Source organism: Kocuria rhizophila DC2201 (genome assembly GCF_000010285.1).
Taxonomy (GTDB): Bacteria; Actinomycetota; Actinomycetes; order Actinomycetales; family Micrococcaceae; genus Kocuria; species Kocuria rhizophila_A.
In genome coordinates this window covers 937736-961251 of the sequence record NC_010617.1, presented here as the reverse complement: position 1 = coordinate 961251, position 23516 = coordinate 937736, and the positions used below count along the sequence as shown (strand labels likewise).

General features: G+C 72.7%; 17 protein-coding genes and 1 tRNA gene. 8 read left to right on the top strand and 10 right to left on the bottom strand.

Annotated features, from left to right (window positions below; genetic code table 11):
- Window positions 1-15 precede the first annotated feature (15 nt).
- The 4 genes from KRH_RS04255 to KRH_RS04240 form a co-directional block, all read right to left on the bottom strand.
- A complete protein-coding gene (locus KRH_RS04255; RefSeq protein ID WP_012397947.1) occupies window positions 16-1038 on the bottom strand; it encodes a hypothetical protein in 1023 nt (340 codons plus the stop codon).
- A complete protein-coding gene (locus KRH_RS04250; RefSeq protein ID WP_041297319.1) occupies window positions 1035-1415 on the bottom strand; it encodes a chorismate mutase in 381 nt (126 codons plus the stop codon). Before KRH_RS04250 ends, KRH_RS04255 begins: the two co-directional genes overlap by 4 nt.
- 95 nt (window positions 1416-1510) lie before the next feature.
- Window positions 1511-2662 (bottom strand): tRNA 2-thiouridine(34) synthase MnmA, encoded by a 1152-nt coding sequence (mnmA, locus tag KRH_RS04245; RefSeq protein ID WP_012397945.1) that lies wholly within the window; start codon window positions 2660-2662, stop codon window positions 1511-1513.
- Window positions 2663-2745: 83 nt separating this feature from the next.
- Window positions 2746-3978 carry a cysteine desulfurase family protein gene (locus KRH_RS04240; RefSeq protein WP_012397944.1) on the bottom strand — a complete coding sequence of 411 codons (1233 nt, stop codon included), beginning with the start codon at window positions 3976-3978 and terminating at the stop codon, window positions 2746-2748.
- Window positions 3979-4095: 117 nt separating this feature from the next.
- Here KRH_RS04240 and KRH_RS04235 point away from each other — a divergent pair, with 117 nt between their 5' ends.
- Window positions 4096-4560: a tRNA (cytidine(34)-2'-O)-methyltransferase gene (locus tag KRH_RS04235; RefSeq protein ID WP_012397943.1), complete on the top strand. Its 465-nt coding sequence runs from the start codon at window positions 4096-4098 to the stop codon at window positions 4558-4560.
- Between the two features lie 111 nt (window positions 4561-4671).
- Here KRH_RS04235 and KRH_RS04230 read toward each other — a convergent pair whose 3' ends face one another.
- Entirely contained in the window at window positions 4672-6300 is a 1629-nt protein-coding gene (locus tag KRH_RS04230; protein WP_012397942.1) for a S1C family serine protease, read from the bottom strand.
- Between the two features lie 247 nt (window positions 6301-6547).
- On the opposite strand from KRH_RS04230, the gene KRH_RS04225 reads away from it, so the two are divergent.
- The 3 genes from KRH_RS04225 to KRH_RS04215 all read left to right on the top strand — a co-directional run bounded on the left by KRH_RS04225 (window position 6548) and on the right by KRH_RS04215 (window position 10992).
- Window positions 6548-8566, top strand: a complete 2019-nt coding sequence (locus KRH_RS04225; protein ID WP_012397941.1) for a TPM domain-containing protein — start codon at window positions 6548-6550, stop codon at window positions 8564-8566.
- Window positions 8567-8635: 69 nt separating this feature from the next.
- Window positions 8636-9391, top strand: a complete 756-nt coding sequence (locus KRH_RS04220) for a PspA/IM30 family protein (protein WP_012397940.1) — start codon at window positions 8636-8638, stop codon at window positions 9389-9391.
- 2 nt (window positions 9392-9393) lie between these two features.
- A complete protein-coding gene (locus KRH_RS04215) occupies window positions 9394-10992 on the top strand; it encodes a helicase HerA-like domain-containing protein (RefSeq protein WP_012397939.1) in 1599 nt (532 codons plus the stop codon).
- A 299-nt stretch (window positions 10993-11291) separates the two neighbouring features.
- On the opposite strand, the gene KRH_RS04210 is transcribed toward KRH_RS04215, so the two are convergent.
- The 3 genes from KRH_RS04210 to KRH_RS04200 all read right to left on the bottom strand — a co-directional run bounded on the left by KRH_RS04210 (window position 11292) and on the right by KRH_RS04200 (window position 15721).
- Window positions 11292-11368 (bottom strand) — tRNA-Met (locus tag KRH_RS04210).
- A gap of 175 nt (window positions 11369-11543) precedes the next feature.
- Window positions 11544-14495, bottom strand: coding sequence for a UPF0182 family membrane protein (locus KRH_RS04205; RefSeq protein ID WP_012397938.1), 2952 nt, complete (start codon window positions 14493-14495; stop codon window positions 11544-11546).
- Window positions 14496-14599: 104 nt separating this feature from the next.
- Complete coding sequence (locus KRH_RS04200) at window positions 14600-15721, bottom strand: YlbL family protein (protein ID WP_012397937.1); 1122 nt, start codon at window positions 15719-15721, stop codon at window positions 14600-14602.
- Between the two features lie 522 nt (window positions 15722-16243).
- On the opposite strand from KRH_RS04200, the gene KRH_RS04195 reads away from it, so the two are divergent.
- Window positions 16244-17737: a zinc-dependent metalloprotease gene (locus KRH_RS04195; protein WP_012397936.1), complete on the top strand. Its 1494-nt coding sequence runs from the start codon at window positions 16244-16246 to the stop codon at window positions 17735-17737.
- A gap of 340 nt (window positions 17738-18077) precedes the next feature.
- Here KRH_RS04195 and KRH_RS04190 read toward each other — a convergent pair whose 3' ends face one another.
- Window positions 18078-18656, bottom strand: a complete 579-nt coding sequence (locus KRH_RS04190; protein ID WP_070105246.1) for a M48 metallopeptidase family protein — start codon at window positions 18654-18656, stop codon at window positions 18078-18080.
- Window positions 18657-18790: 134 nt separating this feature from the next.
- Here KRH_RS04190 and KRH_RS04185 point away from each other — a divergent pair, with 134 nt between their 5' ends.
- Window positions 18791-19669 carry a hypothetical protein gene (locus tag KRH_RS04185; RefSeq protein ID WP_226905910.1) on the top strand — a complete coding sequence of 293 codons (879 nt, stop codon included), beginning with the start codon at window positions 18791-18793 and terminating at the stop codon, window positions 19667-19669.
- A 145-nt stretch (window positions 19670-19814) separates the two neighbouring features.
- Here KRH_RS04185 and KRH_RS04180 read toward each other — a convergent pair whose 3' ends face one another.
- Window positions 19815-20822 carry a LacI family DNA-binding transcriptional regulator gene (locus KRH_RS04180; protein ID WP_012397933.1) on the bottom strand — a complete coding sequence of 336 codons (1008 nt, stop codon included), beginning with the start codon at window positions 20820-20822 and terminating at the stop codon, window positions 19815-19817.
- 310 nt (window positions 20823-21132) lie between these two features.
- Between KRH_RS04180 and KRH_RS04175 the strand changes: the two genes are divergently transcribed.
- Entirely contained in the window at window positions 21133-22611 is a 1479-nt protein-coding gene (locus KRH_RS04175; RefSeq protein WP_012397932.1) for a flavin-containing monooxygenase, read from the top strand.
- Window positions 22608-23429 (top strand): alpha/beta fold hydrolase, encoded by an 822-nt coding sequence (locus tag KRH_RS04170; RefSeq protein ID WP_012397931.1) that lies wholly within the window; start codon window positions 22608-22610, stop codon window positions 23427-23429. The genes KRH_RS04175 and KRH_RS04170 overlap by 4 nt, the downstream gene beginning before the upstream one ends.
- Window positions 23430-23516 lie beyond the last annotated feature (87 nt).

The window sequence follows — 23516 nt, the reverse complement described above, 5'->3', positions numbered from 1 at the left end:
ACGGCCTGAGCGGCCTCAACCCTCGTTGGCGGCCTCCGTGAGCGCGCCGCACGCCCCGGTCACCCGTCGCAGCGCCGCCGGCAGCTGCGGTGGAGCCAGGTCACTGACCCCGGACGACGGCGCGAGCACGGTTCCCAGCAGCGCGGCCGGGTCCATGCCCAGCTCCCGCCAGGGCCGCAGCAGCCGGTCCACGACGTGCCGCGCGGGGGTGTGCGCCGAGACCGGGGCGGTGTCGACGCACAGGCGCACACCGCTCTCGTGCAGGGCCGCCAGCGGCTCCCACGCGCGTGTGCCCCCGGTGGGCGGTGCCACGACCGCGACGTCGGCCCCGCAGCGGGGCGCCCACTCGGCGGACGCGGCACCGGCGTCGAGCACGACCGCGGACGCACCGGCCCCACGGCACGCGTCGACCGCGGCGGTGAGCCCCGCCCGCACCTCGGCCCGGGGCAGGCTGCGCAGCGTGCGGTAGCCGCTGGCCGTGGGGATCGTCCCGCCCAGCACGCGCTCGAGCTCGGGCTCCTGGAGCACGAGCACCGCGCCCCGGCCGTCCGTGTTGCGACGGATCGCCGCCATGAGCTCGGGGATTCCCGCGCACCAGGACTGCGTGAGCTCACGGCGCGCCCCGTGATCCGACTGCAGCTTCTCTCCGTTGCGCACGTGCACGGTGGCCGCGAGCGACACGGGGCCCAGCAGGGAGAACACCACGGGGGCGGTGTCGGCCCCGGACTCCGCACCGAGGACGTCCGCCACGGCGTGCAGATCGCTCGCGAGCAGCGCACGGGCGCGCCGGGAGTCCTCCCCGGCCACACCGGTGACCCGCCAGCCGTGCGGCTGACGGTCGGCGTGCAGGGAGTCGAGCACCGCGCACGTGCGTGCCGCGAGCTCCGCGTGCGGGCCGCGCTCCGGCAGGACCGGCACGGCCGCGCGGTGCGGATCTCCCAGCTCGCCCCGCAGCACGGTGAAGGTCTCCACGACGTCCGTCCCCCGCAGGGGCCGGGTGAGCGTGGCGGTGACGGCGTCCGGCGCGAACCCGCTCATGCGTCCGTGGCCCGCTGGTGGCCCTCGGAGATCGCCTCGTGGTGGCGGATCACCTCGCTGATGATGAAGTTCAGGAACTTCTCCGCGAACTCCGGGTCCAGGTGGGCGGCTTCCGCGAGGCTGCGCAGCCGGTCGATCTGGGCCCGCTCCCGCTCGGGGTCCGACGGCGGCAGGTCGTTCGCGGCCTTGAGCCGACCCACGCGCTGGGTGGCCTTGAAGCGCTCCGCGAGCAGGTGGACCAGGGCGGCGTCGATGTTGTCGATCGTGCCGCGGATCTCGTGGAGCCGTTCCAGCGCGCTCTCCGACGTGCTGGACGCGGCGGAGCTCGCGGCGGGGTCGACGGGTGCGTGGTCTGCGGGGTCGGTGGCGGAACTCATGCCCACCACTCTAAACGGCGGCGGACGCGGCACCCGTGCCCGCGGGTCCGTCCCCCGACCGGAGCCGCCACGGCGGTGGCACCGTCGGGCACAGGTCAGACGGCGGCGTGCGGGCGGTCCGCGAAGGCGGCGTCGATCGTGGCCTGCCCGAGCACGCGGGTGCCCTGGTAGAGCACCATGGTCTGGCCCGGGGCCACGCCGCGCTGGGCGGTGTCCAGGCGGACGTGCAGCCGCGGGGTGCCCTCCGAGCGGGTGAGCCACGCGCGGGCCGGCGCGGGGTCCCCGTGGGCGCGGACCTGCACGGTCACCTCGAACTCCTCGGAACGGGCCTTGGGATCGGCCCCGAGTGCCGCGACCTCCCGCGGGGGCAGCCCCGCCCAGGAGGGGCGGATGCCCTCCATGACGTCGATCGCGAGCAGCTGCTCGGGACCCACCACCACCTCGTTGGTCTTGGGGCGGATCTCCAGCACGAAGCGCGGCTTGCCGTCAGGGGCCGGGCGGCCGATGTGCAGGCCGCGGCGCTGGCCCACGGTGTAGGCCTGCGCGCCGCGGTGCTCCCCGAGCTCGTTGCCCTCGGTGTCCACGATCCGCCCGGGGTCTAGGTCCATGTGGTCCGCGAGCCAGCCACGGGTGTCCCCGTCCGGGATGAAGCAGATGTCGTGGGAGTCGGGCTTCGTGGCCACGGACAGCCCCCGCTCCTCGGCCTCCGCGCGCACCTGCGCCTTGGAGGGCGTCTCCGCGAGCGGGAAGATGGCGTGCTCGAGCTGCTCGGCGGTGAGCACGCCCAGCACGTAGGACTGGTCCTTGGCCCAGTCCGCGGCGCGGTGCAGCTCTTTGTGGCCGTCCGGACCCTCCACGACCTTGGCGTAGTGGCCCGTGCACACGGCGTCGAAGCCGAGCGCCAGGGCCTTCTCCAGCAGAGCGGCGAACTTGATCTTCTCGTTGCAGCGCATGCAGGGGTTGGGGGTGCGCCCAGCGGCGTACTCGGCCACGAAGTCGTCCACCACGTCTGCCTGGAAGCGTTCCGAGAAGTCCCACACGTAGTACGGGATCCCGAGCTTCTCCGCGGCGCGCCACGCGTCCCGGGAGTCCTCGATGGTGCAGCAGCCGCGGGCCCCGGTGCGCAGCGTCCCCGGGGTGCGGGACAGTGCGAGGTGCACGCCGGTGACCTCGTGCCCGGCGTCGACGGCACGGGCCGCGGCCACGGCGGAGTCCACTCCGCCACTCATTGCTGCCAGAACGCGCACGGGATCCCCTTCGGAAGGTGTCGTTGGACGGGACGCCTTAACAACCCGTGCTCAGCAGCGGCTATTCCCCGCCACGAGCCGGATCACGAGGTGAAGGCCCCCGGGACGTGACCCGACAGGCCCGCCGCTCGGGCCCGGGCGTGGACGTCCACCACGGCGTCGAGCACGGTGTCGACGTCCTCCCGCGTGCTGGAGTGGCCCAGGGAGAAGCGCTGGGCGCCGCGAGCGGTCTCCTCGTCCACGCCCATGGCGAGCAGCACGTGGGAGGCACGGGGCACGCCCGCGCTGCACGCCGAGCCCGTGGACAGGGCCACCCCGGCGGCGTCGAATAGGAAGAGCATGGAGTCGCCCTCGCACCCGGGGAAGGTGAAGTGCGCGTTGCCGGGCAGACGCGTGGGGTGCTCCCACTCCTCGGTGGGACTGCCGGGCTCGGGTCCGCGCAGCACCGCCTCGGGGACACGGTCCCGGATGCCCGCCACGAGTGCGTCGCGCAGCGCGGCGCGGCGCAGGAACTCGTCCCGGAATGCTCGCTGCGCCGCCTCCACGGCGGCGCCGAAGGCCGCGGCGCCCGCGGCGTTGACGGTGCCCGAGCGGACGCTGCGCTCCTGGCCGCCGCCGAAACTCGTGGCGGCGAGACGCACGGTGCGCGGCGCGTAGAGGGCACCCACACCCATGGGTCCGCCGAGCTTGTGCGCGGAGACCGCCAGCGTGCTGATCCCGGGCAGGTGGGCGTCCACGGGCACGGCGCAGAACGCCTGGACCGCGTCCACGTGGAAGGACACCCCGGCGGCGTCGCACAGGGCGGCCAGCTCGGCCACCGGCTGCACGGTCCCCACCTCGTTGTTGGCCCACATCACGGTGACCAGGGCGACCTCCGCCGCGCGCTCGGCCAGGAGCCGTTCGAGCTGGTGGGGATCCACACGCCCCGCGGCGTCGACGTCCAGCCACACGAGCTCCGCGCCCTCGTGCGCCGCGAGCCACTCGGCGGCCTCGGACACGGCGTGGTGCTCCACGGCGGACAGCGCGATCACCGTGCGGCGCGGGTCCGCCTCGTGGGCGGCACGGAACAGGCCGAGCACCGCCATGTTGTCCGCCTCGGTGCCCCCGGAGGTGAGGATGATCTCCACCGGTTCCGCGTTCAGGGCACCGGCCACGGCGTCCCGCCCCGTCTCCAGCGCCATGCGCGCGGACCGCCCGCCGGAGTGCAGGGACGCGGGGTTGCCGCCCCGCCTGGCCTGCTCCAGGTAAGCGTCGACGGCCTCCGGGAGCATGTCCGTGGTGGCGGCGTGGTCCATGTAGATGCGGGGTGTGGGCATGGGCCCATCCTACGACCGGCCCGGTGCACGGCCCGGCCCGAAGCCCGGTCCGCAGGATGCCCACACGGGGCTCGGACCGCCGCGTGCGGCGCGCCGGCGGGGCCTAGACTCGCAGCCATGCTCCACTTCGTCTTCCACACCCCCGAGATCCCCGGCAACACCGGCAACGCCATCCGGCTCGCCGCGTGCACGGGGGCCCGCCTGCACCTTGTGGAGCCGCTCGGCTTCAACTTCGACCACGCGAACCTGCGCCGCGCGGGCCTGGACTACCACGACCTCGCGGTGATGGACGTCCACCCCACGGTGGACGCGCTGTGGGACGCTCTCGGGGACGCGCGGGTCTTCGCGTTCACGTCCCACTCGAGCACGAGGCACACCGACGTGGCGTACCGGGACGGGGACGTGCTGCTGTTCGGGCGGGAGTCCACGGGGCTGCCGGAGAAGGTGCTCACGGACGAGCACGTCCACGACCGGGTGCGGATCCCCATGCTCCCGGGCAGGCGCTCGCTCAACCTCGCCAACTCGGCGTCCATCGCGCTCTACGAGGCCTGGCGCCAGCTCGGCTTCCCGGACGGCGTCTGAGCGCCCACCTCATGCGGTGCGCCGGGCAGGATCACGACGCGCCCGGGCCACCGCGGCGGGCCACCCGCCACCCACCGCGGCGGACCATCCTGGCCCGCCGCGGTGCCTCGCCTATTTGCCCTTCTGGTCCGCGGCGTTGGCCACCGTGACCGAAGCGGTGCGCTCGTCGTTGCCGCGGCGGTAGACCACCTCGGCCTTCGAGCCGGCGGAGAGCTCGCGGACGCTCGCGGTGAGGGCGTCGGCGTCCTTGATCTGCTTGCCGTTGAACGAGGTGATCACGTCGTTGGCCTTGAGCCCGGCATCGTCCGCGGGTGACCCGGAGGCCACCGAGCGCACGAGGGCGCCCGAGGTGAACTGGTCCGAGGAGCTGCCGGAGGGCGAGTACGGGGACACCGTGGCCCCGAGGTAGCCGTGCGTCGCCTTGCCGTCCTTGATGATCTCGTCCGCCACGCGCTTGGCCGTGTTGGACGGGATCGAGAAGCCCACGCCGATGTTGCCCGACGCGCTCGAGTCACCGGAGGAGGAGCCGCCCGCCGAGGCGATGGCCACGTTGATCCCGATCACCTGCCCCTGGGTGTTCACGAGGGCACCGCCGGAGTTGCCGGGGTTGATCGCGGCGTCCGTCTGCAGCACGTTGAGGTACACGCTGGACTTCGCGGACTGGGAGCCGGACTGGCCGTTGTCCGGGAAGTTGAAGAAGAAGTCCTGCGGGCCACCGGGGCTCTTCTGCGATTCGTCCGGTGTGTCCTGGGCCGCGGAGGAGGCCACCGTGATGGTGCGGTTGAGCGTGGAGACGATGCCGTCCGTCACGGTGCCGCTGAGCCCGAGGGGCGCACCGATCGCAATGGCGGCGTCCCCCACGTTGAGCTTGTCCGAGTCCCCGAACTCCGCGGGGGTCAGCCCGCTGGGGTCCACCTTGATCACGGCGAGGTCGGACTCGGGGTCCGTGCCCACCACGGTGGCCTTGCGCACGGAGCCGTCCGCGGCCTGCACCTCGAGCTTGGCGTCGGAGGCGGCGCCGTCCAGGGTGACCACGTGGGTGTTGGTCAGCACGTGGCCCTGGTCGTCCAGCAGCACGCCGGAACCCGTGCCCGCTTGGTTGCCCGCGGTGGCGGAGATGGTCACCACGGACGGCGAGGCTTTCTTGGTGGCGGCTGTGATCTCGTTGACGGAGTCCGTGTTGTTCACGATCACGGGCGCGCTGCTGGTGCCGCCCGCTGCCGAGGAGCCTCCCACGGCTCCCGTTCCCACGGCCACGCCCGCACCGAGCAGACCCGCGAGGGCCATTCCGGCCACCATGGTGCCCGCCGAGAACCTGCGCCGCGGGGCGGCTGCGGTGCCGCCCCCGGCCGGGTACCCGGTGCCGTCGACGCCGCCCTGGCCCGGCCCCTGGGGCGGGTAGCCTCCTCCGCCCTGACCGGAGGCGTAGCCGTCGCGGCCGACCGCGCCGTACCCCGCGCCCTCGTACCCGGCCCCGGCGGGAGCCTGGTTGGCGTAGTCGTGGGAGTCGCCCCCGGGCTGCCCGACGCCGCGAGCGGCGTCGTAGGGGTCGGCCCCGTGGCCGTCACCGGCGCGCGGCTCGTGGCCGGTGGGCGGGATGGGCCGGGTGTCGTGACCGTTCCAAGGGGAGCCGTCCTGCCCGGCCGGGGGGACGTCCCCGCCGCCGGGGCCGTACTGCCCGTAGCGGGGGACGGGACCTGCGGGGTCTCCCCCGGTGCGAGGATCGCGGGAATCAGCCATGTTCTCTCCTTGGGGACCTGGTGCACCGGTGACCGGTTCGGTGGACTGCTGAGATCACAGTATGCCCACTCCGACTGGACCGGCGCTGGGAGAACTGGCGGTTTTCTGGAGATTTCCCGGATGTTCTGCTCATGCTTCCTGAAGCGGTGACCACGCCGAGCCCTCAGCGTAGTCTGGGACACGCACCGCCGGGTCTCGCCTGCCCCGCCGGATGCTCACAGGGCTGTCATCCGAGGGAACGAGGGTCATGAGTTCACGCACCGCCTGGCGCCGCACGCTGTCCGTCTCCGTGCTCACGGGAGCGTGCCTGCTGGCCACCACTCCCGCCTGGGCCGAGCCGCCCACCGCCGTGGATGCGGGGGTGCGCGTGGTGGACCAGGCCCACGTGCTGGGAGACACCTCCGCGCTGCAGAAGGACATCTCCGCGCTCGCGGACAAGCGCGGCATCACCCTGTACGTGGTCTACGTGGACCGGTTCACGGATCCCACCAACCCGGACGAGTGGGCCCAGCAGTTCGCCCGCACCAACGGGCTGGGCACCAACGACGCCGTCCTGGCGGTGGCCACCTCCTCCCGGCAGGTCCGCTTCCTGGCGAACTCCGCGGGACCCCTCTCCTCCTCCGAGCGTCAGGACATCTACACCAAGGACATCCTCCCTCCGTTGCGCACCGACGACTGGAACGCGGCCGCCCAGGGCGCCGTGGACGGCATCAACCGTGAGCTCGGCGGGGGGCTTGCTGGCGGGGCCGTGACCGGGCTCGTGGTCGCGGGCGGTGTGGGCGCGGCCGCGGTGGGGGCCGCCGCCGTGATGCGCTCGCGGCGTCGTCGTGAACGGGGAGCGCAGACCGGAACGGGGGCGCACCCCGGGACCGCCGACCAGCAGCCCCTCGCGCCGCTGCCCGAGCTGCACCGGCAGGCGGGCTCGGCGCTCGTGGAGGCGGACAACGCGATCCAGCACTCCGAGCAGGAGCTCGCGTTCGCGCAGCTGCAGTACGGCACGGAGCAGACCCGCCCGTTCGAGGAGGCGATTGAGCGCGCCAAGGAGCACATGCGGGCCTCCTTCGAGCTGCAGCAGAAGCTCGAGGACGACATCCCGGACACCGAGGCCGAGCAGCGCGCGTGGCTCGGGGAGATCATCGATCGCAGCCGCCAGGCCCGCGCGCCGCTCGCCGAGCAGGAGCAGAACTTCTCGCAGCTGCGTCAGCTCGAGGGCCGTGCCCCGGAGGCGCTCGAGCACGTGCGCGGCGCGGTCGCCGCCACGAGGCCCCGGCTGCAGGACGCCGAGACTCTGCTCGTGCAGCTGCACTCCGGCTACGACGACGCCGCCCTGGCCCCCGTGCGCGACAACGGCCAGCAGGCCCGCGAGCGCCTGGACTTCGCCGACGACGCCGTGACCGCCGCGCAGGAGGACCTCGCGGCGGGCCGGGTCTCCGAGGCGGTGCTGCAGATCCGCGCCGCCGAGGAGGCCCAGGGCCAGGCCGAGCGGCTGGTCGGCTCCGTGGAGAACGCCCGCCGTGAGCTCTCCCGCGCCGAGGAGTCCCTCAAGGACGCCGTGAGCATCGCCCAGCGGGACGTCGCGGAGGCCGAGGGGCTCGTGCAGCAGGGCTCGCGACCCGAGCTCGCGGGCGCGGCCGCCGGGGTGCGCTCCGTGCTGGAGACGGTCAGGCAGCAGATGTCCTCAGGGCACTACGACCCCATCGGCGCCACACGGCGTCTCGCCCAGGCCAAGGCCGAGCTGGACAAAGGGCTGCAGGACGTCCGCGACTCCCACGACCGCGCCCGCGCCGCCCGGGAGACCCTCGGCCACGCCCTCGTGAGCGCGCAGGCGAGCCTGACCACCGCGTCGGACTACGTGTGGGCCCGCCGCGGTGGCGTGGGAGCCCAGGCACGCACCCAGCTCGCGGAGGCCGAGCGCCACCTCGGGATCGCCCAGCAGCTGCAGAACTCCGACCCCGAGCGCGCCCTGACCGAGGCCAACGAGTCCATCCGGCTCGCCGACGCCGCCCAGCGCAGCGCCCAGGACGACGTGGACCAGTTCTACGACTCCCCCGTGGGCTACGGCCCCGGCTACGGCGGACGCCGCAGCAACGGCATGGGCGGCGCGATGCTCGGAGGCATCCTGCTGGGCGGGATCCTCAACGGCGGCGGCTTCGGCGGGGGCCACGGCGGGGGCGGCTTCGGCGGAGGCGACTTCGGCGGCGGCTTCGGCGGAGGGGACTTCGGCGGAGGCGGCGGCTTCGACGGCGGCGTGGGCGGCAACTTCTGACCCGCCCCGGGCCCCGGGAGGGGCCCACAGATCTCAGGTCCATCTGCACCACCAGAACAGGAGAACACCATGACCAAGCAGTCCATCTTCGGCCGGATCGCCCAGCTGGCGAAGGCCAACATCAACGCCATGATCGATTCCGCGGAGGACCCGCAGAAGATGCTCGACCAGATGGTGCGGGACTACATGGAGAACATTCGTGAGGCCGAGTCCGCCGTGGCCCAGACCATCGGCAACCTCCGCCTGCTCGAGAAGGACCACGCCGAGGACCTGCAGGAGGCCCAGCAGTGGGGCTCCAAGGCGCTCGCCGCGTCCAACAAGGCGGACGAGTTCCGCGCCGCGGGCAAGGACGGTGAGGCCCAGAAGTTCGACGACCTCGCCAAGGTGGCCATCCAGCGCCAGATCCAGTCCGAGAACGAGGCCCGCGGCGCGGAGCCCCAGATCGCCGCGCAGACCGAGATCGTGGCGAAGCTCAAGGACGGGCTGAACACCATGCGGGGCAAGCTCCAGGAGCTCTCCGCCAAGCGGGACGAGCTCGCCGCCCGGCAGAAGACCGTGCAGGCCCAGTCGCAGGTGCAGGACGCCCTGAAGTCCTTCGACGTGATGGACCCCACGAGCGAGGTCTCGCGCTTCGAGGACAAGATCCGCCGCGAGGAGGCCCGCGTGGCCGGGCAGCAGGAGCTCGCGGACTCCTCCCTGGACCGCCAGTTCGAGGCCCTCGAGTCCATGGGGCAGCAGACCGAGATCGAGGCCCGGCTCGCCGCTCTGAAGAACGGCGGCTCCACCAAGAACGGGGAGAACATCGTCTCCGCGGAGGAGATCTGAGGATGACGCAGGACCACCCCGGCGCACAGCAGCAGCTCGACGCCATCCGCTCCGGCTACGCCACGGAGGCCGCGTGCCTGGACCTCGGCGCCGCCCTCGACGACGTCGGCGCGCACCCGGACGCCCCCGTGCGCGTGCCGCTGTCCTCCCTCAACCGCCACGGCCTGGTGGCCGGGGCCACCGGCACCGGCAAGACCAAGACCCTGCAGGCGCTCGCCGAGCAGCTCAGTGCCCAGGGCGTGCCCGTGTTCCTCACGGACGTCAAGGGCGATCTCAGCGGGATCTCCCAGCCCGGCGAGGACAGCCCCAAGGTGGCGGAGCGGGCGCAGTCCGTGGGCCAGCAGTGGAGCCCCACCGCGAGCCCCACGGAGTTCTACAGTCTGGGCGGCCAGGGACCCGGTGTGCCGGTGCGCGCCACGGTCACGTCCTTCGGGCCCACGCTGCTCGCCAAGGTGCTGGGGCTCAACGCCACCCAGGAGTCCTCGCTGGGGCTCGTGTTCCACTACGCGGACTCCCACGGGCTCGCCCTGCTGGACCTCAAGGACCTGCGCGAGGTGATCGTGCACCTGACCTCCCCGGAGGGCAAGGAGGAGCTCGCGAGCATCGGGGGCCTGTCCAAGCAGACCGCCGGGGTGATCCTGCGCGAGCTCACCACGTTCGCCAACCAGGGCGCCGAGGTGTTCTTCGGGGAGCCCGAGTTCGACACCGCGCAGCTGCTGCGCACGGCGGAGGACGGCCGCGGGATCATCTCGTGTCTCGAGCTGGCCGCGGTGCAGCAGCAGCCCCGGCTGTTCTCCACGTTCCTCATGTGGCTGCTCGCGGACCTCTTCCAGGACCTGCCAGAGGTCGGGGACGCGGAGAAGCCCAAGCTCGTATTCTTCTTCGACGAGGCGCACCTGCTGTTCGAGGGCGCCTCCCGGGAGTTCCTGGAGTCCATCGAACAGACCGTGCGGCTCATCCGCTCCAAGGGGGTGGGCATCTTCTTCGTGACCCAGTCCCCCAAGGACATCCCCACGGACGTGCTCGCGCAGCTGGGCAACCGGGTGCAGCACGCGCTGCGGGCCTTCACGCCCGACGACGCCAAGGCCCTCAAGGCCGCCGCCCGCACCTACCCCCGCAGCGAGTACGACCTCGAGCAGCTGCTCACCCAGCTCGCCACGGGCGAGGCCGTGGTCACGGTGCTCTCCGAGACCGGCGCGCCCACCCCTGTGGCCTGGACCCGGATGCGGGCCCCGCAGTCCCTCATGAAGCCCGCCCCGCAGGCGGAGATCGAGGCCGCGGTGGCCGCGTCCCCGCTGATGGCCACCTACGGGGAGCCCGTGGACCGGGAGTCCGCCTACGAGCTGCTGCGCGGGCGGCTGGAGAAGGCGCAGGAGCCGGCCACCGGGCGGGACGCTCCCGAGGCGCCGCGGGACGAGGAGCCCGCCGAGCGGCGTCGTCCCCGGGAGGACGCCCCCCGCCAGGAGCAGCGCGACGAGGGCGGTTTCCTGGGCTCGGTCATGGACAACCCCGCGGTGCGCTCGATGATGCGCTCGGCGGGCACGGCCCTGGGCCGGGAGATCACCCGCTCGATCTTCGGCACCTCCCGACGGCGCCGCTGACGCACCACCCCGCACGACGCCGCGCTGCCCCGCCGGGGCCCGGCGGCGTCGTGCTGTGAGGGGTGCCGTGCGGTGGGCGGTGCCGCGCGGGGCTGCGTAGTGCTGTCGGAGACGGGGCACGCGGGTTCTCGGCGTCAATCCACGACGACCCGGCGCCTACGGCCCGACGGGGCCCCGAGGGAGACGGGGGCCGACCTGCGACCCCCGCCGTCCGAGGGCGCGGAGCGCGCGTCGGGAGGGGGTGGGTTGCTGCGGACATGAAAGAAGCCCGGTTCCTGATCAGGAGCCGGGCTTCTCCGTGGTTGCGGGGGCAAGATTTGAACTTGCGACCTCTGGGTTATGAGCCCAGCGAGCTACCGAACTGCTCCACCCCGCGGCGACATCGACAACTATACGCACGCCCCCCGGAGCGTGCAAATCGGGGATCGAACCCTGCCCGGGGACGGGCGAACGCGCCGCAGCACCGGCACGGTCCCCAACCGACCACGCCACGGCAACGGGCGGCCGCCGGGACGCATCCCGACGGCCGCCCGGTGGCGGAGACCGCGTGACTACTTCGTGGCGCCGTCCTGGGCCATGGCGTCGTCGATCGCGCGCTTGAGCCGGTCCTGGGCCTCCCCGTACTTGGTCCAGTCACCGTCCTTCATGGCCTTGTCCGAGTCCTGCATGGCCTTGTTGGCCGTGTCCAGGGCCTCCTGCAGTGATGAGGAGCGCGGCACGGGGGTGCCCGAGGGACTCGGGGACGGCGTCGAGTCCTTGCCCTTGCCGCCCTGGGCCGCCTCGGCCGCCTTCTCGCTCACCCCGGCGCCCGTGTCCGTCTTGGCGCCGGAGTTGCCGCCGAAGACCTCGTCGAGAGCGCCGTCGAGCGTGGGGGCGAAGCCCACCTTCTCGCCGAAGCCCACGAGCACGCGCCGCAGCGTGGGATACGCGGCGTCACCCGAGGACTGCACGTAGACCGGTTGGACGTAGAGCATGCCGCCGCCGGCCGGCAGGGTCAGCAGGTTGCCGTTGATGACCTCGGAGGCACCCTGGCGCAGCAGGTTGAGCTCCTGGGAGACGTCCGTGTCCGAGTTGAACAGGTTCTGCGCCTGCCCGGGCCCGGGCACCACCGACGAGCGCGGCAGCTCGAGCAGCCGCAGCTTGCCGTAGTTCTCGCTCTTGACGCCGTCCTTGCCGGTACCCGCGTCCGCGTTCGCGGAGAGGTAGCCGTACATCACGTTGCGGGTGTTGCCGGACTCGTTCTGCTGCGGGATGAACGAGGACGTGAGCGAGAAGTTCGCCTCCTTCTCCCCCGGCATCCGCATGGAGAGGTAGTACGGGGGCTGGGAGACGTTCCGGTTCTGCTGGGTGGGGTCGTTGGGAACCGACCACACGTCGTCGTTCGCGTAGAAGCTGTTGGCGTCCGTCACGTGGTAGCGGTTGAGCAGCTCGCGCTGGACCTTGAACATGTCCTCCGGGTAGCGCACGTGCGCCATCAGGTCCGCGGACATCTCCGAGTACGGCTTGACCGTGCTGGGGAAGACGTTCTGCCAGGACTTCAGCACCGGGTCCTGGTCGTCCCACGCGTAAAGCTCCACCGAGCCGTCGTAGGCGTTGACCGTGGCCTTGACCGAGTTGCGGATGTAGTTGACCCGCTCGTTCGGCAGCGCGGCCGTGGTGCCCTGCGCGGTCTGGGTGTCCTTGGTGGCGTCCTGCAGCACGGACGGGGACGAGTACGGGTAGGAGGCCGCCGTGGTGTAGGCGTCCACGATCCACACCACCTTGTTGTCCACGATCGCCGGGTAGGGCTTGCCGTCCACGGTCAGGTACGGGGCCACCTTCTCCACGCGCTCACGCGGGTTGCGGTCGTAGAGGATCTGGGACTCCGGGCGCACGGCGTCCGAGAGCAGCATGTCCGTGGACTGGAACTTGATGGAGTACGCGAGCTTGTTGAACCAGTTCCCCACGTTGGGTCCGCCGTTGCCGGTGAACGTGGTCTTGGCGTCCTCGGCGTCGCCCTCGTTGGTCTGCGGCCGGTCCAGCTCGAGGGGTGCGTCCTCGGCTGCGCCGCCCACGATCGAGTAGTTGGGGGACTTCTCACCGAAGTAGATCCGCGGCTCGTAGTCGTCCGAGATCTCGCCCTTGGACGGGATGCCGGCCTGCATGAACTGCGGCTTGCCGTCCGACTGCACGCGGGAGCCGTACGCGGCCACCACGCCGTAGCCGTGGGTGTAGACCACGGACTGGTTGTACCAGCCCTGGATCTGGTCCGGGTTCAGCTCGCGCGTGGCGATCACCGTGTCCTGGCTCTGCCCGTCGATGTCGTAGCGGTCCACGTTGAGCATCTCCGGGAACTGGTAGTACGGCCGGAACTGCTGCAGCTGCGCGAACGCGGAGGACACCACGTTGGGGTCCAGCAGACGGATGTTGGAGGTGGTCTCGGTGTCCTGGCGCAGGGCGCCCTTCTCCGTCTCCGTGGTGGCGTCGTAGGGGGTCACCTGGGTGTCGTCCAGCCCGTACGCCTGGCGGGTCATGGTGATGTTGCGCTGGATGAACTCCTTCTCCAGGGCCTGCTCGGTGGGCGTCACCTGGAAGCGCTGGATGGCCCACGGGTACAGCCCGCCGGCCACCACGGCCACCACCACGAGCATGGCGGCGCCGATCAGCGGCAGCTTCCACCGCCCGATGAACCCCGCCACCACGAACAGCACGGCCACCAGCAGCGCGGCGACCGCCAGGATGCCCTTGGTGGGGATCACGGCGTTGACGTCCGTGTACATGGCGCCCGTCCACTTGCCCGAGCTGGAGATCAGGGTGGAGTAGCGGTCCAGCCAGAAGTTCACGGCCTGCAGGGCCAGGAACGCCGCCACGATCGAGCCCAGGTGCACGCGCGCCGCCCGCGTGGTGGTGATGCCGCGCTCGTGGATGCGGATCCCGCCGTAGACGTAGTGCATGAGCAGCCCGGCCACGCCGGCCAGCAGCAGTGCCGTGACCAGGAAACCGATGAGAAGCCGCAGGAACGGCAGCGTGAACACGTAGAAGCCGAGGTCCATGCTGAACTGCGGGTCGGTCTGGCCGAAGGGCTCCTGGTTGAAGAACAGCATCACGGTCTGCCACTGGGTGGCCACCGTGGAGGCCGCGAAGAGGCCGAAGATCAGCGGCACCGCGACCATCACGACCTTGCGCACGGGGTCCAGCGCCTGCTGGTACTTGCGCATGGTGTCCGTGACCTCACCGCCGCGGGGGCGGTGCCGGTGGGCGAGCCACAGGCTCAAGAACATGAGCGCCGCCACGATCAGGGCGGCGGCGACGAAGAGCCCGATCACGGCCAGGTTGCGGGTGATGAACACCCGCAGGTAGCCGAGCTGCTCGAACCACAGGATGTTGGTGTACACCTGCGTGAAGCCGACAAACAGCGCGATGAGGACCACCACCGCGATCACGGTGGGCAGCAGCGCCCCGCGTTTCGGGCGGCCCGATGCGGACCTGGCGGATGGACGGGGTGACGTGGAACCGGCGGTCACTGCTTACCTCTGAACTTCCTGGGCACGGGCGGCCACCTGTGGGTGGCCAGAGTCAACTTTATGGTGTCGCGGAGCCCGCGCCCAGACATTGCGGCCCCGGGGTGTCACCGTGTGCCGCAGCTGGGCAGGTCCGAGACGCTGCCCGCCGCCGCGTGCTCCACGGCCCCCACGGCCTCCGTGAGGGTCCCCACCTCCACCACGGTGAGCCCGTCCGGGACGTGGCCCGTGACCTCGGAGCAGTTCTCGCTCGGTGCCAGGAAGTACGTGGCGCCGGAGTCCGCGGCTCCCTGCAGCTTCTGCCGGATCCCGCCGATCGGGCCCACCGTGCCGTCCGCGGTGATGGTCCCGGTGCCCGCGATGTGCTGGTCCCCCGCCATGGAGCCGGGGGTGAGCTCCTCGATGATCCCGAGCGCGAGCATCATCCCCGCGCTCGGTCCGCCCACCTGCTCCAGCTGGAAGTCCACGGACACGGGGAAGTCGTAGCGCGGCACGAGGTACACGCCGAGCTGCCACGAGGACGAGCCCTCCTGCTGCGTGAGGTCCACGTGCCGGGTGAGGGTCTCCCCGCCGCGACGGACGGTCACGTCCGCACCGTGGGAGCCGACGGCGTCGAGCCGGGAGCGCAGCTGCTGGAGGGACGTGACCTTCGTGCCCTCCACAGCCACGAGCTCGTCCCCGGCCTCGAGCACGCCGTCGGAGGCGCCGCCCCCGACCACGCCGTGCACCGTGAGCGTGGTGGTGTAGGGCCGGTGGAGGTAGCTCAGGGCCGCGGCCACGGAGTCGTCCTGCGAGGTGGCCATTGCGGCGGCGTTGGAGTCGTCCACCTCCTGCCGCGTGGTCTGCGGGGGGTAGAGGGTGTCCTCGGGGATCACGGCGTCCGCGGGGTCGAGCCACCCGAGCAGGGCGTTGACCGCGTTGAGCCGTCCGGAGGGTCCGCCCGTGACGTACACGGTGGTGAGGTCCAGCTGCCCGTCGCTCGGGTACGTGGGCGCGCCGCCGATCTTCACGAGCTGCTTGTCGTCGTGGGTTCCCACGGTGTTGAAGGTGGGTCCCGCGGATTCCACCACGTACGGCGCGGGGATCACCACCGCGGCCACCAGCAGCACGGACGTGGCCAGCAGCGCCACGGACGGCAGCGGCCGCCGGCGGGTCAGCCTCCGCCAGATACCGGTGCGCTCGGCCGCGGTGACCCCGGGGCCCTGCTCGGTGCTCTGCTCGCTCTCCACGAGGGCCCAGCGTACCCGCCCCCGCCGGTCCTCCATCCGGGAGCGTCTCCCGCGGTGCCAGCTGGGACGCCGCCACCGCCCACCACGACGCCCCCGCCCGACGACGCCGCGGGGCCGCCGTCCGCGGCGCACGGCCCCGTGCGCTGCTCGCACCCCGGGTCGGGCTGCGAGCGCCGCGGAGCGGGCTGCGTTCTCAGCAGGGCGGAGGTGCCCGGCCCGCCGACCGGGCGCCGAGCGCGGACCCGGCGGTGCGCCGTCGTGCTCGGCGGGTGACCCGCACCCGCACGGGGGCCGTGCGGCGTCGTTCCCGCCGGGTACCCGGTTGCGCACGGGGAGCGTGCGGCGTCGTGCGCGGCAGGGCCACGGGACGGACCCGAGCGTGCCCCGACCAGCGGCGTGGGGCCGGCGGGGCGGCCGGGACCCTGAGCCATCAGCGAACTGCGGGCCGGGACGATGGTGGCTCCCGGGAGCGCCCGATACGCTGGAGCCAGTCCCAGACCTCTCGCGAAGATTGGCGGTCCCATGCCTTCGAACCCTCCGAACGACGAGCACGGCGAGAACCCCAAGGACCCGTTCCAGGAGATGTTCGAACGTCTGCTGGGGTCCGGGGCCATGAAGCCCGGCGACATGCCCGCGGGGATGCCCATGGACCCGCAGTCCATGTCCATGGTGTTCCAGCAGATCCAGTCCATGATGAGCTCCTCGTCCTCCGACGAGCCCGTGAACTGGGACCTCGCCAACCAGCACGCACGGCAGGTGGCCGCCCAGAAGGGCGATCCGTCCGTGACTGAGAAGCAGAAGGGCGCTGTGAGCGACGCCATGAAGCTCGCGGACCTGTGGCTCAAGGACAACACCGCGTTCGACGAGGCCCCCGTGATGCCCGCCGCGTGGGCCCGCGCCGAGTGGATCGAGGCCACGTGGGAGACCTGGAAGGAGATGTCCGCCCCCGTGGCGGCCTCCGTGTCCCAGGCCATGTCCGAGGCCCTGACCCAGCAGCTGCCGCCCGAACTGTCCCAGGCCATGGGCGGCGCGGACCTCTCCGGGATGCTCTCCGGGGCGGGGTCCATGATGTTCGGCATGCAGCTGGGCCAGGCCGTGGGCGGGCTGTCCTGCGAGGTGCTGTCCTCCTCGGACGTCGGTATCCCGCTCGCCGCCGAGCGCACCGCGCTGGTGCCCTCCAACATCGCGGAGTTCAGCGAGGGGCTGGACCTGCCCGCCTCCGACGTGCTGCTCTACCTGGCCATCCGCGAGGCCGCCCACGCGCGGCTGTTCCACGGGGTGCCGTGGCTGCGCCAGCACGTGCTGGACCTCATCACGGCGTTCGCCTCCGAGATCCACATCGACATGGAGCGCATCGAGTCGATCGCCCGGGACCTCGACCCCACGGACCCCTCGGGTGTCCAGGACGCTCTGGCCTCGGGCGTGTTCAGCCCCGAGATGACCCCCCAGCAGGAGGTCACGCTCTCGAGGCTCGAGACCGTCCTGGCCCTCGTGGAGGGCTGGGTCAACCGCGTCACCGTGGCCTCCACCGTGAACATCCCGTCCGCACCGGCACTCACCGAGATGATGGCCCGACGCCGCGCCGAGGGCGGGCCCGCGGAGCGCACCTTCGGCTCCCTCGTGGGTCTGGAGCTGCGCCCCCGCCGCCTGCGCGAGGCCGCCACCTTCTGGGACTACGTAGCCGAGCAGCGCGGGATCACCGAGCGGGACAGCCTGTGGGAGTCCCCCGAGCTGCTGCCCACCAACGAGGACCTCGACGACCCCCAGGGCTTCGAGGAGCGCCGCGGCCTGCTCACGGCCAGCGACGAGGAGATGGACGCCGCTCTGGAGAAGTTGCTGGCCGGCGGGTACGAGGACGGCGCCCAGGGCCCCGGTCAGGCGGACTCCACGGGCCAGCCCTCCGTGGACGGCACGCAGGGTGAGTCCGGGGACACCTCACCGGGACGCGAGCCGGACGAGGGCGCGGCTGGCGACGACGACCAGGACGACCCCGACACCACGCCCGACAAGGACTGACCGCGGTCTGCTGATCCTCGGTGCTGCGGGCTCGTGGCACCGAGCTCCGCGTCCGCCCCGTGGTCGAGCTCCTGTGGCCGGGCAAGCGCTACGGGGCGGGGTGCCCTCGTTCTCGTGGCCGACCCGCGGCCGCTCCGTCGTGTCGACCGCCTGATCGAGGTCCCGTAGTTGGGGCACCGTGGTTGAGAGGTCCCGTGCTTGAGGCACCGCGGTGGGAACTCCGCGGTGCGGCCCCCGCCGCACGTGTTCCGGACGCGGCCCCGCCGTGCCCGTTCCGGACGCCACCCACGGTGCCGGTTCCGGGCGCGCGGCACTCACCGGCCTGGCCCCCTGGGGCGCCTCATTCCCGGTCCGCGCCCTCCGCGGGGTTCCTCTCGGCCCACGCGACGCCGTCGAGGAACTGGGCGGCGTCGTGGGCCCTGGGGTGGCGCCGCGCCATCTCCCAGAACCGCTCGTTGTGGTGCGCCTCGAGCAGGTGCACGAGCTCGTGGAGCACCACGGTCTCTAGGACCCACGCGGGTGCGTCCGCGAGCCGTTGCGAGATCCGGATGGCACCCGTGGCGGGGGTCGCCGAGCCCCAGCGGGTGTGCTGACGCGAGGACCACGTGATGCTCGTGGGCCGGGCGCGACCCCCGAGGTACGTGCGGGACAGCCGCTGCGCCATCTCCTCGAGCACCGTGTTGGTGTGCCGCGCGCGCGAGGCCGCCTCCGCCGCGCGCCGCTTCGCGACGACCCTGGGCACGAGGGTCGCGCTCCAGTGCGCGATCTGGGCACGCGTGGCCCGCTGCGGCACCGAGAGCACCACGGCGTCCCCGCTGAAGTGGGCGTTGACGGTCTTGGTGCGGCGGGCGCTGCGCCTGACGACGATCTCCGGCACATCCTCCGGTGGCTCGTCGGCTCTGGCTCGGGGTCGGGGCATGCCCCCAGTTCACCACCCCTCCCGCTCTCGGCACGAACCGGCACCCGGATGGGGAGCACGGTGACCGCGGCACCCGTGCTGTGGATTGCTCCACCACGGCGGCGGGAGTGACCCGGCCCGGGGACCCTGGTCCCATGGCCCACCGCTGCCCCACCCTCCCCGACGAGTCCTGCGCTCCCCCGGCGCCCGACGAGCTGCGCGTGCTCGCCCTCGGGCTCGACCCCCTCGCGGCCGCCGTGTGCCTCGCGCTCGCGGAGGCCGGGGTCTGTCTGCTCAACGTGCAGGATCCCGCACCCGTCGGGACCGCGGACGTCCGCCGCGGCCCGTACCCCGCCGAGTTCCAGGGACAGCCTCGTGACCTGGTGCTGCGGACCCTGCTGCGCCGGAGGTCCCCGCGCTGCGTCCCCCTCAGCGCCCCCGAGCTCTTCCCGTCCGCCGCGCTGCCCACGGCCGTGGTGCTCCGCACGTGGTCCGTGCCTGGCGACCTCGTGGCGGACCTCACCACGGTTCCCGCCCCGGAGCTGGACCCGGCGCTGCCCACCCTGAGCGTGGTCCGCGACGGCGGGTCCGTGGTCGTCTGGCCCGTCACCGACTGGGCGCACCGCCCGTGCCGGGCGTGTGTGGCGAGCGCGGTCCGTGAGGCTCGTCGGATCTTCCGCGCGCCACAGCCCCGGCCCGGGGAACCCCTGCTGCCGCCTCACGAGGGCCCCGTGGGGGCGCTGACCCGCACGGTGGCCACCGGGGAGATCGCGGGACGGCTGCTCTCCCACGCGCTGCGGGACCACGCCGCCCCGCGGGCGGCGCCCCACGGCCCGCCGCACGACGCTCTCCCCGGCTTACCGGCCCTCGGCACCGGAGTGGCGCCGTCCGGTTCCTCGACGGCCCTGTCCTCGCCCGGGCCGGAGCCACCCGAGGGCTCCGCGGCGCACCTCGTGCTGCGCCGGGGTCTCACGGTCCTGCCCCTGGCCCCGGATCAGGGGTGCCTGTGCTCCCTCGCGTTCACCGGGCCGTGAGAAGTGCCGGCGGTGCTCACCCGCGTGTGCCAGGCCGTGAAGACTGCGGACGGCGCTCACCCGCGTGCGTCGGGCCGCGAACGGTGCGCGCGGTGCCCGGCGTGCCGCCCGTGCCGGGGGTGCCGGGTGGGCCGCCCGTGCCCGCTCAGACGGAGTCCCGGTCCACCGTGAAAGCCCCCGCCGTGTCCGGGGGTGAGGGGGCGGGCTCGTCCCGCACCAGGGCGGTGATCACGGCCACGATGTGGCGGGCGGTGACCTCGGGGTCCAGCGCCACCATGGTCAGCGGAGGGTCGGCCAGCGCCGCCGCCGGGGAGTCGTTGACCCCCACGATCGCGAGATCGGCGGGCGCCCGCCAGCCGAGTCGGCGCATCCCGGAGAGCACCGCGAGCGCGGCGGTGGTGTCGTGGGCGCACACCCCGGAGGCCCCCGGGTGCTGCTCGCGCCACCGCAGCAGCACCTCGGCCGCCCCGCGGGGATCCGCGGGAAGGGGAAGGGCGCTCGGGCGGGACAGGCCGCGAGCGGCGCACTCACGCTGCAGCACCTCGAAGCGCCACTGCGAGACCCCGTGCATGTGGTCCCCTCCCGTGACCGCGTACCCCAGGTGCGTATGGCCCGCGGCCACGAGCCGCTGCACCTGCATCCGGGCGATGTCATGCTCGCGGGGACCCGTGATCCACCGCCCCATCTCGTCCGAACCGGTCCAGGAGACGACGCCGCGCACGCCGCTGCGGCGCATGCGCTCGGCGTCGTCGTCCGCGAGGTCCCACGCGAGCACGGCGGCCGGCGTCACGGAGGACCAGACCTGGGCGGCGGGGCGGCGGGTCCACGCGTGGATCACCATGGACAGTCCCGCCTCGGAGAACAGCACCGAGAGCCGCTCCACGATCACCCCGATGTCCTCAGTCAGGGACCCCGCCGGGGGGAGGTACAAAAGCACCGACGTGGAGCGGCCCCGGCCGAGCGCCCGTGCCTCCGCGGAGGGCGCGTAGGAGAGCTCCTGGGCGGCGTCGAGCACCCGTCGCCGGGTGTCCGCGGAGATGGACTGCGAGGGGGTGTCGTTGAGCACGAAGCTCACGGTGGTCCGGGAGACCCCGGCCAGCCGCGCGACGTCGGCGCTCGTGGCCCGCCGTGCGGGGGTGCGGTGCCGGTGCATGCTCGTGAGTTCTCCCTGGAGGTCGCTGGATGCATGGTAGCGAGTCGTCCACGGCCACCGGGCCCTGGTGCGCCGCAAATGTGAGCTGTTACACTCGACAACCATCAAGCTAACACGTGTTAGTACACACCGGGTCCGAGCACTGACGGCCTGGAACGGGCCCGACACCCGGACCGTGTGCCGGGCCCGGACACGGCCACCGAGCCGCTCGGCCCTGGAGCCGGTCCGCCCCGCGGGAACGCCGCAGGGCACCGGAGGCGCCGCCCGGATCCGACCGGGGCGCGACACCGCAAGGAAGTTGGAGAACCACATGGACACTCAGGACGTCGACGTGATCATCATCGGTGCCGGGATCTCCGGCATCGGTGCCGCCCGGGAACTCGCGGGCACGGGCCGCACCGTCCGCATCCTCGAGGCGCGCGAGGACATCGGCGGCACGTGGGACCTCTTCCGGTACCCGGGCATCCGCTCGGACTCGGACATGGCCACGTTCGGCTACCGCAGCCGTCCGTGGACCGGAGAGCGCAGCCTGGCCACCGGGGACACCATCCTCGACTACGTCCGCTCGGCGGCCGAGGAGGCCGGCGTCACGAAGGACATCCGGTTCGGGCGGCGCGCGCAGCAGGCACGGTGGTCCTCCGAGACCCACACGTGGACCGTCACCCACCGTGACGTCCACACGGGTGAGACCGAGCAGCTCACCGGCCGGTGGCTGTTCATGGCCACGGGCTACTACCGCTACGACGAGGGCTTCACCCCCGACTGGCCCACGCTGAAGGATTTCGAGGGCGCCGTGGTCCACCCGCAGCACTGGCCCGAGGACCTGGACGTGGCGGGCCGCCGCGTGGTCGTGATCGGCAGCGGCGCAACCGCCGTGACCCTCGTGCCCGCGCTCACGGACCGCGGCGCCCACGTGAGCATGCTGCAGCGCTCACCGTCCTACGTGGCCTCCGTGCCGGGCAGGGACGAGACCGGCATCAAGCTGCGCAAGTGGCTGCCGCCGCGCGTGGCCGGGGAGGCCAACCGCTGGCGCAACATCGTGCGCTCCATGGCCATCTACGAATTCAGCCGCCGCCGCCCGCAGGCCATGCGTGACCTGCTGCACCGCGGGGCCGTGAAGCACCTGGGCCCCACCTTCCCGGTGGACGAGCACTTCACCCCCGAGTACGACCCCTGGGACCAGCGGCTGTGCGCCGCGCCGGACGGGGACTTCTTCACGGCCGTGCGCGGGGAGCACGCGGAGGTGGTCACGGACACCATCGAGCGCTTCACCGCGGACGGGATCCAGCTGCGCTCGGGCCGTCACCTGCCGGCGGACGTGATCGTGACCGCCACCGGGCTCAACGTGCAGTTCCTGGGGAGCATGGACCTCGTGGTGGACGGTGAGACCGTGGATCCGGCCGCGCACGTGAGCTACCGCGGCATGATGCTCGACGGTGTGCCCAACATGGCCTTCGCCATCGGCTACACCAACTCCTCGTGGACGCTGCGCGTGGACCTGGTCACCGAGTACTTCCGGCGGCTGCTGGACCGCATGGACCGCGAGAGTGCGGTGGCCGTCACGCCCCGGTACTCCGGCCCCCGCACCGGGCTGCGCCCGCTGATCGACCTGGCCTCGGGCTACATCCAGCGCGGCGCGCACCTGCTGCCCCGCCAGGGCCGCGACGGCGCGTGGAACGTGCGGCAGAACTACCTGCGGGACCGGGTGCTGTTCCGCCCGGGCGCCGAAAAGGACGAGCAGCTCGAGTTCACGGTGCCCGCCCGCACCACCTCGGGGGTGGCCGCGTGAGCACGCAGACCTGGAACGGGCTGAACTGGCGCGAGACCGGTGAGGGCACCCCCGTGCTGCTGATCCACGGGATCGGACGCAGCCTGGCCGACTGGGACGAGCAGCACGAACGTCTCGCCGCGCAGCACCGGGTGATCAGCGTGGACCTCCCCGGTTTCGGCGGCTCCGAGGTCCCCACCGAAGGCATGAGCCTGCCGAACCTCGCCTCCCGCGTGGCCGAGTTCGTGCGGGCCCAGGGCATCGCGTCGGCCCACGTGGCCGGCAACTCGCTGGGCGGGGCCGTGGCCATGCAGCTCACCGCCGAGCACCCGGAGCTCGTGCGCAGCCTGCTGCTCGTGGACTCCGCAGGCTTCGGGCGGGGTGTGAGCCCGGCCCTGCGGCTCGCGACGCTGCCCGGGGTGGGCGAGCGCGCCCTGACTCCGAGCCGCAAGGGCGCACTGCGTTCCGAGCGGGCCATGTACCACGACCCCGCCCTGGCCACGCCCGAGCGCGTGGAACGCGGCTACGAGCTCGCGCAGCGCCCCGGCGGCTCCGCGGCCATGCTGCAGATGCTGCGCTCGATCGGCTCGCTCGCGGGTGTGAAGCGGTCCTGGCGGCGTCGGCTGCTCCCCCGCGTGCGGGCCACCGGTGTCCCCGTGTTCATCGTGTGGGGTGACAAGGACACCGTGCTGCCCTTCCGCCACCTCGCCCGCGGGGCCAAGGCCCTCGACGCGAGCACGCACCGCTTCCCCGACACCGGCCACGGACCCATGATCGAGCGTCCCGACGAGTTCGCGCGCCTGGCCACCGAGTTCTGGGCGGACGTGGACCGCGCCTGACGACGCTGCCCAGGCCGGTCCCGGCCCACGGTCGCCGGGCGCGCCGCGACCGCAGGATGCGTCGGGAGGCGCAACGGGGCCGGACGA